Genomic DNA, 15338 nt, shown 5'->3' with positions numbered 1-15338 from the left:
AACGACAAAAATACTTGTTTACTTCGCTATTCAAGTCACCTAGTTGTAAACCTACATAAAGGACTGGCATTCCTCTCCCGTTAAATCGAAGATTATAACGGGAGTCTCCTGCCAGAGAAAAGATGAAGAATTAATTCTTGATTTAGGCTGCATCATCAAAACTGAGAGTCTTCTCTCGAAGTGCAATAAAATTCTATCGGTTTACTCTCCTGTTGTTAGTTTGGACTCGTTTATCCTCCCGAAGCGCCAACTTTTTGTTCAATCAGACTGGCAGATACAAACATAATGATTAACATTAAAAGGTTCACTGGTCTCAATCAATCGCTAATTGTTTCGGTATTTTCTAAAGGCTTTAGAGATATATTTTTTAAATCTATAAATCTATCTAGACTATCCCAAAGTTGTCAATTTCCCTGATGAATTTGTAAACTCTAAACGGTGAATGGGGTTCAACTCTCAAATGATTAGACCGATCTCTCGGGCTGATTTACATTTTACAAAACCCAATAACACATGATATCTAAATTGAAAGCTGAGGGTGTTTAAGGTCTTGATAAAATCCCAAAAAATAGCACAAAATAGAATCTTTTTAGAGTTTAACAGCCAAAAGTTGGCGGGATTAATTTTCACAAAATATTGGACAAATTAGGTCAATTGATAGGAGGTTAAATTATGACCAGTGTAGGGGTAGGTTTTATTAGCGTTGCTGCGAATTTAGTCGATGCCGATGGCAGTTTTGTTCTTAATCCGATTACAAGTACACCCATTCTGATTGAGATTGCAGAAACAGAATTTACCCAAGGCGGTAACAGAGTTTTTCAGACTTTCAATTTCTCAAACCGCATCCAAAACGAAGGCTTAGAATTTGAAGAAGATCTCGAAATTGAGGAGATCTTCGGGACAACTTTACCCGGAGGATCAACAGGTGTTTTGTTTGTCTCATTAATCAGTCTTCCTCCATTTGCTGGTGATGATACCGTTGATGGCGGTGGCGGCGATGATACGACTGATGGCGGTGGCGGCGATGATACGACTGATGGCGGTGGCGGCGATGATACGACTGATGGCGGTGGCGGCGATGATACGACTGATGGCGGTGGCGGCGATGATACAACCGATGGCGGTGGCGGTGATGATACCCTCAGATCCAATCAACCTCCTGTCGGTGTCAATGATCAATTCCAAACGAAGCAAGGTGATTCCACCTTCTTTAACGTCTTAGAAAACGATACCGATCCCGATGGGGATACCCTGAGTATTGGGACATTTACTCAAACCCAAAATGGTACAATCACTTTTGCGGGAGCGGGAATCTTTACCTACGAACCCAACCGCGAATTTTTTGGTCAAGATGGCTTTAGTTATACCGTTACCGACGGTACCGCTACAGATTTAGCTGAAGTCGTGATTAATGTTATTCCTCAAGATCTACCGATTCTGATCGAAGGCATTGGCAAAGGAACCACCGAAGATGATACCATCACCGGTTCATCGGGAGAAGATGTGATTGATGGTTTAGAAGGAAATGACAGTATTTTTGGTTTAGCCGGAGATGACCAACTCAGGGGAAATGAAGGCAATGATTTTCTGTTTGGAAATGAAGGCAATGATACCTTAGAAGGGGGAACAGGCAACGATCAAATTTATGGTGGAAAACAAAGCGATCGCCTCGTTGGAGATGAAGGGGATGATGGTTTATTTGGTAATTTAGGCGAAGATACTCTAATCGGGGGTCAAGGTCGAGATTCCCTCTACGGCGGACAATCTAATGATTCCCTACGAGGCGGTTTAGATGATGACCTGCTGTTTGGAGATAAAGATAATGATGTTCTCTGGGGGGATGAAGGCAATGATAGCGTTTATGGCGGCAGTGGCGAAGACCTAATTTTTGGCAATGATGGCGCGGACTCGCTATCAGGTGATACCGGAAATGATACCATTTTTGCTGGAACAGGTTCGGATGCAGTTTTGGGTGGAGAGGGTAACGACCAACTCTCCGGTGAAGTGGGATCTGATTTTCTGTTTGGTGGAGAAGGCGCCGATACTTTAACAGGCGGTACCGGAAGTGATACCTTTGCGATCGCAGAAGGTACAGGCGGTGCGAGTATTGAAGAAGCCAATATTGTTCAAGATTTTCAACCGGATGACTTTATTGGGTTAGCTGGAGGGTTGAACTTCAGCGATCTCGATATTTCTCAAAGCAGCGAAAACGCCGGAGATACAATTATTCGTCGAGGCGAAGAAGGAGAATATTTAGCCGTATTGCTTGGGGTTGATAGTGGTAGCTTGAGTGAAAATAACTTTGTTTCCGTTTCCCTCGATAATTTACCGACACCTCCAACTCCCACTCCTACCCCTCCAACTCCAACCCCAACACCTCCAACTCCCACTCCTACCCCTCCAACTCCAACTCCAACACCTCCAACTCCAACCCCAACACCCGATCCAACACCCACACCCGATCCAACACCCACACCCGATCCAACACCCACACCCGATCCCACCCCAACACCCGATCCAACACCCACACCTCCGCCAAACCGCCCACCTGTGGCGAATGATGATCAGATTAGGAGAAATCAGGATCAACCCGTTACTTTTAACGTTCTGGCCAATGATACCGACCCTGACGGTGATGTAATTCAAGTCACCGCCTTTAGTCCAACCACAGGCGGACAACTGATCAATCAAGGCGGTGGAGTCTTTACTTATGTTCCTCGATCGGGTTTTCTGGGAGTTGATACCTTTAGCTATACGATTATTGACACTGGGAATAATAGCGATACCGCATTAGTCACCATCAGCGTTAATCAGCCTCCGGTTCTAGCGAATAATCAATTGTTAGTGGTCGATTTGAGCAATCCTCAAGCGACAAGCATTAGCCGAGATACCTTGTTAGCGGTCGATCCCGATGATCCCCCCAGTCAAATTCAGTACATTATCACCCAAGGGACTCAACGCGGTGATTTGCTGCGACGGGGAAGCCAAACTGAACCCTTGCGACTCGGCGATCGCTTTACTCAGGAAGATATTGATAAGGGTTCAATTGGCTATGACGGCAATGGCCCTGCGGGAGCAGATGAATTCATCTTTGCGGTTACAGATGGTATTGGGACTTTACCGCAAGCCTTCTTTAATATTACTCTCGTTGACCGCACGTTAAATACAACCCCCGGAAATGCAACCAATGGTAGCGACTTAGGTGAAGCGATCGTCGGTACAGATGTTAATGACACTATCTTAGGGGCTGGTGGTCGTGATGTGATTCAAGGCTTAGGCGGTAATGACTCCCTCGATGGCGGTACGGGTAATGACGTCATTGACGGCGGTGACGGCAATGATACTCTGTTGGGTCAAGAGGGGAATGATTCTCTGGTTGGCGGAATTGGTAATGATACTCTCAATGGGAATGCAGGTGAGGATACCCTACGCGGAGACGAAGGTCAAGATGTGATCTTTGGTGGTGTGGGTCGTGATTTTATCCGGGGTGGAGAAGATGACGACACTCTGCTGGGTCAAGATAATAGTGATGTAATTGCAGGCGATCAGGGGAATGACTCCATTTCCGGCGATCAGGGAGATGACACCCTGTTAGGAGATAGAGGAATTAGTTCTCTGAGTGGGGGAAATGACACCATCAGTGGTGGAGTTGGAAACGATAATATTTTTGGAGAAAAGGGTAATGACTCTCTGATTGGAGAACAGGGGAATGACTCCATTTTTGGTGGAGATAACGATGATGTGATCTTTGGACGGGAAGATAATGATCTGATGTTCGGAGATGGGGGTAATGATACCATCCGAGGGGGTTTGGGAGATGATACCCTCGAGGGGGGTGCAGGTGGCGATCTCTTGATTTCGGATGCCGGAAATGATGTTTTCTACTATAGCAATCAGGGTCAAGGGGTTGATATTATTAGTGACTTTGATCAGGCGGGTAACGATCAGTTCTTTATTTTTTCATCGGGAGTGAGTTTCCCCGGTTTGGTTTCAAATGTGGGTACGTCTACACCTCTGCAAAGTATTATTATCAGCAGCTTGGGTTCGGAAGGGGATGATATTACGGGCCGACAGTTGATCATTTTCCGAGATACTTTTGATGATGTTCAAGCGGTAAATGCTCAACTGAAAAATCAAAATGGTTCTAATGATAGTTCGGCGTTAATTGTCTATCGAAATAATCTCAGCTTCCCGGGTTTTCCAGGGAACTATGTTCTCGCTTTTGATCCAGACTTGAGCGATGATAGTTTACCTGCGTTTAACTTGGCTATTCTGGCATCTATTGACCCATCAACTGATAATATTAGTACGATTATCGGTTCGGACGACTTCACGATTATTTAGTGAGTCAGGGCGGGTTTATTAATATTGTTTTTGGGAAAATGTCAATATAAGTGAACCCGCCCCTAGAATGAATTGCCTGATTTTTTATGCTTTAATCCCTGGCTTTTTACGACTGATTTTTTTAAAAAGGAGTTAAAATTATGACCTCTACAGGTGTTGGTGTTTCAGAAATTTCTGCGGTTGTCGCTCGACGAGTTCAACCCAGTAATCGATTATTATTTGTAGGTGAAATTGCTGTTCTGGTTGAAACAGATACACCGGGTATTGTTCAGAGTATTAGTCCCGAAGATTTAGGATTTGGAACGTTAGTTAACCAAGGCGGACAACTGGTATTTGTTCCGAATGAAAACTATTTAGAAGCGGTATCGGTTGAAACGGGTCAACTGATTGTTTTACGTCCAGTAGAAGATGGCGGCTTTGAAACTCTTGCTGGTGATGCGGGAGAGGTTGAACCGGGGCCTGCGGGTTCGTTTCTGTTTACACCGGATGACTTTGAACCCCCCGAACCCGAACCTGACCCTGAACCGACACCCGCACCCACACCCGCACCTACACCCGCACCCACACCCGCACCTACACCCGCACCCACACCCGCACCTACACCCACACCTGATCCTGAACCGGAACCCGAACCTGAACCGGAACCGGAACCGGAACCGGAACCGGAACCTGAACCCGAACCTGAACCGGAACCTGAGTTTATCTTTATTCAAGGCGCTGGTGTGGGAACCGAAGATGGGGACTCAATCTTGGGTAGCGACTTCAATGACAATATTTCCGCCCTTGATGGTGATGATACCGTTTTTGGTTTAGCCGGAGATGACATTCTCAGTGGAGACGGAGGTGATGATGTTATTAACGGAAATCAAGGTAATGATGGCATTCAAGGCGGTGAAGGAAATGACTGTCTGCGAGGGGGTCAAGGTAATGACTTTATTTTAGGAGATGCAGGCGATGACTCAATTTTTGGGGATAAAGACTCAGACACGCTTTTAGGCGGAGTTGGCGCCGATACTATGTATGGCGGTCAGAATAATGATAGTTTAAATGGCGGTATTGGCGATGATGTTGTTTTAGGTGACAAGGGGAATGATACCGTTGTTGGCGGTGAGGGAAATGACTCTGTTTTTGGGGGTGATGAAAATGATCTCTTGTTTGGAAACTCCGGGACTGATCTCCTCGATGGCGGTATTGGCGATGATCAACTTTATGGCGGTCAAGGTGATGATAGTGCGATCGGTGGCGAAGGGAATGATATTATTTTCGGCGATGTCGGGAATGATACGGCTTTCGGAGGGGCGGGAAATGATCAACTTATCGGAAATGCAGGTGATGATGTTCTCAGTGGTGATATTGGCGCCGATGGGATTTTTGGGGGTCAAGGCGAAGATATTCTCAATGGGGGTAAAGGCCCTGATACGTTATCGGGTGATATCGGTAATGATCTGTTAATTGGCGATCGCGGTGCTGATGTTCTGACAGGTGGCGAAGGAAGCGATATTTTCTCTATTGGTTTGGTGCTAAATCAGTCTGAGTCCGGTGGTAGTATTATTATCGGAACTACAGGGGGTCAAACGATTGAACAGGCTGATATTATTACAGATTTTGATGCAGGTGTTGACAAAATTGGATTAACAGGTGGGCTTGTTTTTGAAGATCTATTAATCGAAGGACGAGGAAGCGATACGGTTCTGATTGATAAAAATACAGGGGAATTTTTAGCGGTTCTCCAAGGTGTTAGTAGTGCGAATTTCACCACCACAGACTTTATTGAAAACCCAGATAGTCCTATCACACCGACGCCTACAGATACACCGACGCCTACAGATACACCGACGCCTACAGATACACCGACGCCTACAGATACACCCACGCCTACAGATACACCCACACCAACTCCCACACCGACTCCCACACCAACTCCCACACCGACACCGACGCCTACAGATACACCTACACCGACAGATACACCTACACCGACAGACACACCTACACCGACAGACACACCTACACCTACACCTACACCCAGCCCCACTCCAGGGGGTTCACCTACGCCCTCACCTACTCCCCCAGAACCCACGCCTCCCCCTGCTCCCACTCCTACACCGAATACAAACCCTCCAGAACTCAGTGATGATAACTTCACTGGATTACAAAATGAGCAATTGACTATTAGTACAACTCAACTGTTAGAGAATGATTTAGCAGCAGGTGGACTGATCGATATTTTGACAATTACTCAGGTCGATAACACCACAGAAAATGGCGGAACAGTTACAATTAATAGTCAGTCGTTAATTTATACGCCCCCAGAAGGTTTTTCTGGTGTTGATTCGTTTACTTATACAGCCGTTGATAGTAATGGTCAAACGGGAACTGCAACCGTTTTTATTAATGTTGAAATCAATAATGATCCGCCAATTTTAGATCTCGATAGTACAACAGACGGAAACAATTTAACCACTACATTTACCGTCGGAAGAACTACCGTATCAATTGGCAATAAAGTTGATATTACCGATACGGATAATACCAATTTGGTATCAGCGACGGTAACACTTACCAATCCTCAAGATGAGGGTGAAACCCTAACTTTTACGGGTACTTTAACCAATGCAATTACAGTCGGTGATTTTAATCCAGAAACGGGAATCATTACGTTAACGGGAACTGCACTCCTCGCTACTTATGAAAGCGCAATCAGCAAAATAGTCTACAATAATACTGCGGAAGTTCCTGATACGACTAACCGTATTATTGAGGTGGTTGTTAATGATGGAATCGAGGAGAGTAATGTTGCTACTGCAACGGTACAAGTTAACTTTGCACCGGAGTTAGACTTGGATGAAACCGCAGAGGGAAGAGGTTTTAACACCAGTTTTACCGAGGGAGGTACTGCCGTTAATATTGCAAATTCTGTGAGTATTACTGACTTTAATAATACCAGTCTAGAATCGGCGACTATTGCGATTACAAACTTGCAAGATGGCGATGCTGAAAGTTTATCAGTGATCAGTGACGGAAGTTTACCTGCACCGATTAACTTTGGCTATAATACATCTACTGGAGTTGTTTCACTCACAGGTAGCGCAACGTTAGAAGATTATCAAACTGCAATTGAACAAATTGTTTATACAAATACCTCCGAAAATCCCACTGATGTTAGCCGAGAAATTGAGGTAACGGTTAATGATGGTTTGAGTAGTAGCAATATTGCGGTGACAAATCTTGAGATTATTCCAGTTAATGATCCGCCGGAACTTGTTCTCGATACGACTGCAACAATTACAGACTTTACGAATACATTTACAGAAGATGGAGGCGCAGTTAGTATCGCAAGTTCTGGGAATATTAGTGTTGTTGATCCAGATAATTCTAATATTGAGTCAGCGACCGTTACTTTGACTAACATTTTCGATGGTACGAATGATATTTTGTTGGTTAATGGAGTATTACCTAGCGGAATTACTGCTGGTGAATATGATACTCAGACTGGTGTTCTGAATTTAACGGGATCTGCAACGTTACTACAGTATGAAACCGCTATTGGTCAAGTGGTTTACAATAACCTCTCCCAAAATCCCAACACCACAACCCGCACAATTGAAGTGTTTGTCAATGATGGTGAACTTAGTAGCAATACGGCGACTTCAAGCATTGATATTATTGCAGTTAATGATCCGCCTTTGTTGGATGTAGACACGACTACAACGGGTACTGATTACGCTAGCATTTTTACCACTGGCGGAACAGGTACAGCCGTTGTTAATGTTGGAAATACCAGTGTTGTTGACCCCGATAATACAAATATTGCGTCAGCAACAGTGACGTTAGTTAATCCTCCAGATGGCGTCAATGAGGGTTTATCTGTTAGTGGATTACCTGCGGGGGTGAGGCCGAATTACGATACCTCTACGGGGGTTTTGAGTATTACCGGAAGTGCAACTTTAGCACAGTATGAGGCAATTTTGGGACGGGTTATTTATGAGAATGAAGATCCCGATCCCGATTTAAGCGATCGCACAGTTCAATTTGTTGTCAATGATGGCGAACTTAACAGCAATACTGCAACAAGCGTTTTAGAGTTTAACCGTCCTCCTATTGCTAATGATGAGGGTACTTTTGTTACGAATAACAGAGATCCTTTCATCATTGATGTTCTCGCAAATGACAGTGATCCTGATGGTGATCCTTTAACAGTATCTTCGGTAACGGGTTCAGGTGCTAATAATGTAACAACCGATGGTTCCGTTATAGAATATGTTCGGATCACAACGACTGGATTTGATCAGTTTACATACACAGTTAGCGATGGTCGGGGTGGAATAGATACTGGTCGGGTTGGAGTGAATATACAAAACTTTTCGAGTGACAATCCTCAAACTTTCACAGGAGGAACTCTCAGCGATAACCTCAATGGTTTAGGTGGAAATGACATTTTAGACGGTCTAGAAGGAAACGATACTCTAAGCGGAGATAACGATAACGATAACCTGATTGGAGGTCTTGGAAATGATAGTATTACGGGAGGTCTTGGAGTAGATAACCTAACCGGAGGTAGCGGAAGGGATTTATTCCGTTATGTGAGTTCTGAAGATGGCGGAGGATTACCTTTTAATGCGAGTTCGACGGATGCAATTAATACTCAAATTGGTTTAGGTCAGTTTGATGTGATTACTGATTTTGAGGGTTTGGGTTCAACGGGTGGTGATCAAATTAAACTGGAGTTTGGTACAACTATCAACATTGTTACTACTGTTCAAACTGATATTTCAACGAATATCCTAACTGAAGGGGAAGCGGGAATATTTGCGTTTGATGATGGTAGCGATACTTATCTGATTTATGATGGAGATGGTAATAATCTCATCGGTGATAATTCCCAGATTATTGCTCAACTTCAAGGTGTAACAGGAATCACGGAACTGTTAGCTGATGACTTGATTATTATCTAGCAAAATTTAGGGAATATTTTCTGTTAAAATCAGTAAGTGGGTGTCAAGAGATGCCCACTTTATTTTAGGGCTAATTTTCAATAAACAATCAAGTCCCCGGAGCGATCGCTTTGTCGAATTTGTCCCTGTTCCACTGGGTCTAAGCCCGCTAACAATAGCAGTTAATTGACTTTTCCCTATTCCCTCAGTCCCGACTTCAGTCCAATGCCTTGATGAGTATAAATCTAGGTTGACCGAGTGCCAAAGTTGACAAAAACTGATCACTAAAAAACCTTGATTTTAATCAAAGATGATCTTATAATTGTTACAGTTTGTTATAGTGCTAAACTATAAACAAACATTTGGTAGAAGCTTTTCCCACTTCCAGAATTGTGACAGTTTGAGTTCTGGAACAAAATTTATAGACGTTTTGATTTTGAACAGGAATCATTCCCGATTGTTCAGGATAGTTTTGAGAGTGCATCACGTCAAAGCGCCCGTAGACAATAGAGAAGAATTATCCTGAATGTCAGGGGGCATCGTTGAAAACCGATCAAAAGACGAACAAACTTTAATTATGGCTGTCAAGTCTCAACCCCTGAATCAAAAGGCATTAACCCTCGTTTCCTCTGATGTTTATTCAACATCTGAAACTGTGCAATCTCAATCTAATCTCTCAGATCAGTTCTCCCAACTCCAGATTGAAATCCAACAATTAACAGATACAATCTCTCAACTGGAAACGCCTTCAATTTTTCAACCCCCTCACAGACTGATGCCGTTAGAGGAGCGTTTACAACTCCATTTTCAGTCTATCAAAGGTGAAAAAGATCGAGTCAAACAGTTGCAGCAATCCAAGCAAACTTTAGCTTTGAAACAAGAGGAACTCAAGCAACTCGAACCGCAACTCAACCAACGCAAACTCGAAGCTGCTCAAGCCATTAAACGTTTAGAACGAGTAGCCCAAAGCGTTAAACAAACTGAAAGTGCTTACTCTCAAGCGATTGAGGAGTTTCAAGTCATGGCTGAACTGGCTCATCAAGCTTTAATAGAAGCCTACGGTCAACAGGGCCAGTTTATGCTAGAAACTGAGATGACACCGCAATACTTGGCTCTGGGCAAATCTCTTCCTCAACTCACGCCAAGTTCCTAAATTCAAAAATACTCCGATTTGTAGGGCTTATACATCAGAAATCCTCAACAACTTTCTGATCTGTAAGTCCTTTAAATTTGGTATTATACAAGATTGTAAGCTCAATAAAGCTAACCTCATCAAAATTGATGGATAACTCTGCAAGATTTTTAGTCAGTGTTAAACTGCTAAAAGCAATTCTATTTCCAGAATGAGGTTATGTCTGCAACGAATGTATTAGGGAATGAACTCGAAGTGTGTTGTACCTCTCCGATGACGGGGTTTTATCGAGATGGAGTGTGTAATACAGGTTCGGGTGATTTAGGCGCTCATGTTATTTGCGCTCAAGTCACGTCAGAATTTTTGGAGTTTTCCCGCAGTCGAGGAAATGATTTGATGACACCCAATCCGTTATTTAATTTTCCCGGTTTAAGAGCGGGTGATTGCTGGTGTCTGTGCGCTCAACGCTGGAAAGAAGCTCTAGACGCAGGAGTTGCTCCACCTGTACGCTTAAAATCAACTCATGTCCTCGCATTAGAGTATGTTAGTTTAGAAGAACTAAAAGCTCATGCACTTGATGTTTAAAGGGCAAGAATCAACATTTATTTTAAGACTGAGTAGAACGTGAAGTTTTCTCATCTGTCATGTTTTTTAGAGAAGATTTAGCAAAATGATCATGTTCTGCTAGTCTTTTATTTTGAACTCTTCTGTGCGGTCAATTTTACTGAATAGCCAGATTCAAATAATCATCAGTTCAGCCGTTATAACCGATGAATAAAAAAGCAGAAATTAGGATAAAACAAAGAAGGAAAAAACTAAAATTGTCAGAAGAAAAATTTAAAAAAGCATTTCAAAATCTGCCGTTAGCTATCAAAATTAGCAGTCCTAATGATGGAAAAATAATTGATGTCAATGAAAGTTTTCTTCGGCTGATGGGTTATTCTAAATCAGAAATCATTGGTCGAACGAGTCTTGAGCTAAAACTCTGGAATAATCTTGAAGAACGTACTCAAATTATTCAAAAGTTAAAACAACATCAAAGAATCGCTAATCAGGAAATTCAATGGTGTACAAAATCTGGAAAAATTATTGATGTAGAACTGTTTGGAGAACAAATCGATTTAGACGGACAAACACGAATTTTACTGATCGGTTCAGATATTACCCAGCGCAAGAAAGCTCACAGAGAACGAGAACTGCGTAAAGTGCATTTGCAATTTCAACAAGTTGTAATGATGGAATTGTTCCAATGTCCAGAAATTCATAATGGAAATCTACAAGCTGCACTGCAAACGATCACTCAAATTGCGGCTCATACGTTAAATATTAGCCGAGCGGGAATTTGGTTTTATAATCAGGAATGCTCTAAAATTACTTGTTCTAACTTGTATGAACTGTTACTGAGCCAACATTCTCAGGGTCAAGAAATTTATATTTCCCAGTATTCCACTTATTTTAAAGCGATAGAAAACGAACAACTGATAGCGGTTGAAAATGCTTCCACTGATCCTCGAACTCAGGAATTGTTTCACTCTTACCTACTCCCTTTGGGGATTACATCAATGTTAGATGTTCCGATTTGTTCAGGGGGTAAAACAGTGGGAATTTTGTGCTTAGAACATATTGGAAAACCGCGAACTTGGCAGCTAGAAGAACAAAATTTTGCAGCCTATTTAGCTTATATCACATCTTTGGCTATCGAAACTCGCGATCGCGCTAGAGCGGAAACTGCATTGAGACAGAGTGAAGAACGATTTCGTCAACTTGCAGAAAATATTGAAAGCATTTTTTGGATGATCGATCCTCATCAACAACAAACGATTTACGTTTCTCCCGCCTATGAAAAAATTTGGGGTCGTTCTTGCCAAGAATTATATCATAAACCTCTATCTTATCTTGGGGAAGCGATTCATCCAGGAGATCGTGAGTCTGCTTTAACAAAAATGACTCAAAAGTTTCAATCCCATCAAGATTTAGAATATCGAATTATTCGACCTGATGGTGAAATTCGCTGGATTCGCGATCGCTCTTTTCCGATTCGCAATGAAGCCGGAGAAATTTATCGGGTTGCTGGAATAGCAGAAGATATCACTGAACGCAAAAAAGCTGAAAAGACACTTCAACATCGAGTCGAACTTGAACAACTTGTTACCAGTATTTCCACACAATTTATCAATCTCAATGCTGATGAAATTGAGAGCGGAATTCAAGGGGCTTTGCAGCGAATCGGTGAGTTTATGGGAGTTGATCGGAGTTATTTATTTTTACTCTCTGAAGATGGCATCTATATGAGTAATACTCACGAATGGTGTGCAAGCAATATTTCACCTCAGCGACACTGCTTACAGAATATTGCGGTTGAATGCTTTCCGTACTTACTGGAAAAACTGAAGCGATTTGAAGTGCTAAATATTCCTAATATTGCTGATCTTCCTGACGCTGCAATTTTGGAAAAAAACACCTGGATGAAACAGTCTCTTCAATCTATTCTCTGTGTTCCGATAGTTTCTCGCAGTCAACTGTTTGGGTTCGTCGGATTTGATGCAGTTTGTTATCGTAAAACCTGGAGTGAAGCTAGTATTAATATACTCAAATTAATCGGAGAGATTTTTGTCAGCGCCTTAGAACGTCAACGGGTTGAAGAAACATTACAATTAACTCAATTTGGAGTAGATCGAGCGATTAATGCGGTATTTTGGATTGATAAAAATGCTCATTTTTTATATGTCAATGAAGCGGCTTGCCAGTCTTTAGAATTTTCTCAAGAAGACCTTTTAAAAATGACGGTTCACGATATTGATCCGGAGTTTCCGTTAGAAAGTTGGTCAGAATATTGGCAGAAAATCAAAGCTCAGGGTTCAATGACATTTGAAAGTTTGCATTGCACAGCAAGTGGTCGTATTTTTCCGGTTGAAATTACCGCTAATCATCTTATATTCGGAAAACAAGAGTTTAACTTTTGCTTTGTCCGTGATATTAGCGAACGCAAACAAGCTGAAGAACAAATGCAAGCTTCATTAAACGAAAAAGAAGTCTTATTGCGCGAAATTCATCACCGGGTTAAAAACAATCTTTATATTATCTCTAATTTACTCGATTTACAATCAGATTTAGTTCAAGATGAAAGATTATTAGCTTTCTTTTCTGATAGTCAAACCCGCATTCAAAGTATGGCATTAATTCACGAGCAACTCTATCAATCAACGGACTTAGGACAAGTCAATTTTGGTGATTATATTCATCGTTTAGTCGATAATCTCTTTTTCTCATTGGGCGATACTCAAGGTTTAGTTAAATCAATCGTTGATGTAGAACCCATTAAAATTAATTTAGAAACTGCTATTCCTTGTGGTTTGTTGATTAATGAATTAATTACCAATTCTTTAAAACACGCTTTTCCTCATGGTCGTTCGGGAGAAGTTTATGTAGAATTGTATAAAGATTTAGAACAAAAACTTCACCTGAAAGTTCAAGATAATGGGGTGGGAATTTCTTCTAATCTCGACTGGGACAATTTAACTTCATTAGGACTAAAGTTAGTGCAGATTTTATCTAAACAATTGAGAGCAACCCTGAACCGAAACTTTAGTCAGGGTACCTCTTTTGAATTAATTTTTGCTCAATTAAAGTACAAATCTCGATTTTAAAACGCTTAATTTCTTCGAGAAGGGAATCGCCTTTGTCGAGTTTCAGAGGGCTGCTTTTCTAACGAAACGACTTCAGCTTGATTACTTTCTCGAGCGACTCGAATCAATAATCCAGCCAAAGCTAAACTCGCTATCATCGAACTTCCACCATAACTAAATAGCGGTAAAGGTAAACCCGTAGTCGGTAACGCCCCCGTCGCCACAGCAATATTTAAAATAGACTGACCCACCATCACCACCATCACGCCAACAGCGATTAATTGATGTTCAATTTGACGAGCATTTAAAGCCACTCTCAAGGCAATTGTAGCATAAACTGCCAACAGCAAAAATAAGAGAAGACCGCCAATAAATCCAAATTCCTCAGCATAAACGGCAAAGATAAAATCACTATATTGAATGGGTAAATAAAACAGCTTTTGCTGTGATAATCCTAACCCCGTTCCCCAAACTCCACCTGACCCGACAGCCAGCAAACTTTGAATTAATTGATAGCCATCATTCATCGGGTCAGCCCAAGGATTGAGAAAAGACAAAATCCGACGTCGTTGATACTCTTTAAAACTGACACTAATGGTTGCTAAAAGTATCCCTCCTAAAGCCGTTCCTCCTAAATAAATGAGAGGGAGTCCAGCCGCCAAGGCAATCAACCACAACGTTATACCAGATAAAGCTGTTGTACTGAGGTTAGGTTGAATTAAAATGCTTAATAAAACAATTGAAAAAATGCCTAACCAAGTGAGTCTAACTTTCCAAGTGAGGCGGTTCCAATCCGAAAAAAAGTGAGAACCTTGTAAGACTAAAAAAGGCTTCATCAACTCAGACGGTTGTAACAGCAAAGGACCCAGAGAAATCCAGCGCGTCGCCCCATTAATTGAAGTTCCCAAACCCGGAATTAAGGTCAGAACCAGCAACCCAAGAACGCTAAAAAGACCAACTCGCGCCGTTTTTAAGACTGAATAAATGGGAGTTCTGACAATGATATTAAATCCTACCATTCCGACCAGCGTCCAGAGGACTTGTCTTTTGAAGTAATACAATCCATCTCCATGTTCAGCATTCGCAATCGGATAGGAAGCCGAAAAAACCACCACCAACCCGACACTCAGCCAAAGAAACGTTAACCACCGTAAGAGGCGGGCTTCCATTGACCAATGTTCGACAGTGGGATCAAAAAAGGGAATCAGATATCGCCAGTTCATGGGAGTCGGTTTAGCTTAACAATGACAAAATTTGCTGTAGCGAGGATTTGACAGTCTGCGAGATTACCCCCTGAGTAGG

At 42.2% G+C, this 15338-nt stretch carries 6 protein-coding genes; 5 read left to right on the top strand and 1 reads right to left on the bottom strand.

Translation table 11 applies throughout. The annotated features are described in order from the left end of the window. Positions 1–672 precede the first annotated feature (672 nt). The 5 genes from VB836_RS25410 to VB836_RS25390 all read left to right on the top strand — a co-directional run bounded on the left by VB836_RS25410 (position 673) and on the right by VB836_RS25390 (position 14057). Complete coding sequence (locus VB836_RS25410) at positions 673–4344, top strand: Ig-like domain-containing protein (protein WP_323223682.1); 3672 nt, start codon at positions 673–675, stop codon at positions 4342–4344. A 140-nt stretch (positions 4345–4484) separates the two neighbouring features. Then, positions 4485–9299 (top strand): Ig-like domain-containing protein, encoded by a 4815-nt coding sequence (locus VB836_RS25405; RefSeq protein ID WP_323223679.1) that lies wholly within the window; start codon positions 4485–4487, stop codon positions 9297–9299. 556 nt (positions 9300–9855) lie between these two features. Continuing rightward, positions 9856–10431 carry a hypothetical protein gene (locus tag VB836_RS25400; RefSeq protein WP_323223678.1) on the top strand — a complete coding sequence of 192 codons (576 nt, stop codon included), beginning with the start codon at positions 9856–9858 and terminating at the stop codon, positions 10429–10431. Between the two features lie 198 nt (positions 10432–10629). Continuing rightward, on the top strand, positions 10630–10995 hold the full coding sequence (locus VB836_RS25395; protein WP_323223676.1) for a DUF2237 family protein: 366 nt from the start codon (positions 10630–10632) through the stop codon (positions 10993–10995). A 185-nt stretch (positions 10996–11180) separates the two neighbouring features. Then, a complete protein-coding gene (locus VB836_RS25390; RefSeq protein ID WP_323223674.1) occupies positions 11181–14057 on the top strand; it encodes a PAS domain S-box protein in 2877 nt (958 codons plus the stop codon). 5 nt (positions 14058–14062) lie between these two features. Here VB836_RS25390 and VB836_RS25385 read toward each other — a convergent pair whose 3' ends face one another. Continuing rightward, a complete protein-coding gene (locus VB836_RS25385; RefSeq protein WP_323223672.1) occupies positions 14063–15259 on the bottom strand; it encodes an FtsW/RodA/SpoVE family cell cycle protein in 1197 nt (398 codons plus the stop codon). Positions 15260–15338 lie beyond the last annotated feature (79 nt).

It is taken from the genome of Limnoraphis robusta BA-68 BA1, assembly GCF_034932365.1.
Taxonomy (GTDB): Bacteria; Cyanobacteriota; Cyanobacteriia; order Cyanobacteriales; family Microcoleaceae; genus Capilliphycus; species Capilliphycus robustus.
The sequence above is the reverse complement of the archived record's forward strand: the minus strand, read 5'-3'. Positions and strand labels throughout refer to the sequence as shown.

What these genes read in the sequence shown, in the direction of transcription:
- VB836_RS25410 (WP_323223682.1), top strand. Translation starts at nt 673, where the DNA reads ATGACCAGTGTAGGGGTAGGTTTTATTAGCGTTGCTGCGAATTTAGTC.
- VB836_RS25405 (WP_323223679.1), top strand. Translation starts at nt 4,485, where the DNA reads ATGACCTCTACAGGTGTTGGTGTTTCAGAAATTTCTGCGGTTGTCGCT.
- VB836_RS25395 (WP_323223676.1), top strand. Translation starts at nt 10,630, where the DNA reads ATGTCTGCAACGAATGTATTAGGGAATGAACTCGAAGTGTGTTGTACC.
- VB836_RS25385 (WP_323223672.1), bottom strand. Translation starts at nt 15,259, where the DNA reads ATGAACTGGCGATATCTGATTCCCTTTTTTGATCCCACTGTCGAACAT.
- VB836_RS25390 (WP_323223674.1), top strand. Translation starts at nt 11,181, where the DNA reads ATGAATAAAAAAGCAGAAATTAGGATAAAACAAAGAAGGAAAAAACTA.
- VB836_RS25400 (WP_323223678.1), top strand. Translation starts at nt 9,856, where the DNA reads ATGGCTGTCAAGTCTCAACCCCTGAATCAAAAGGCATTAACCCTCGTT.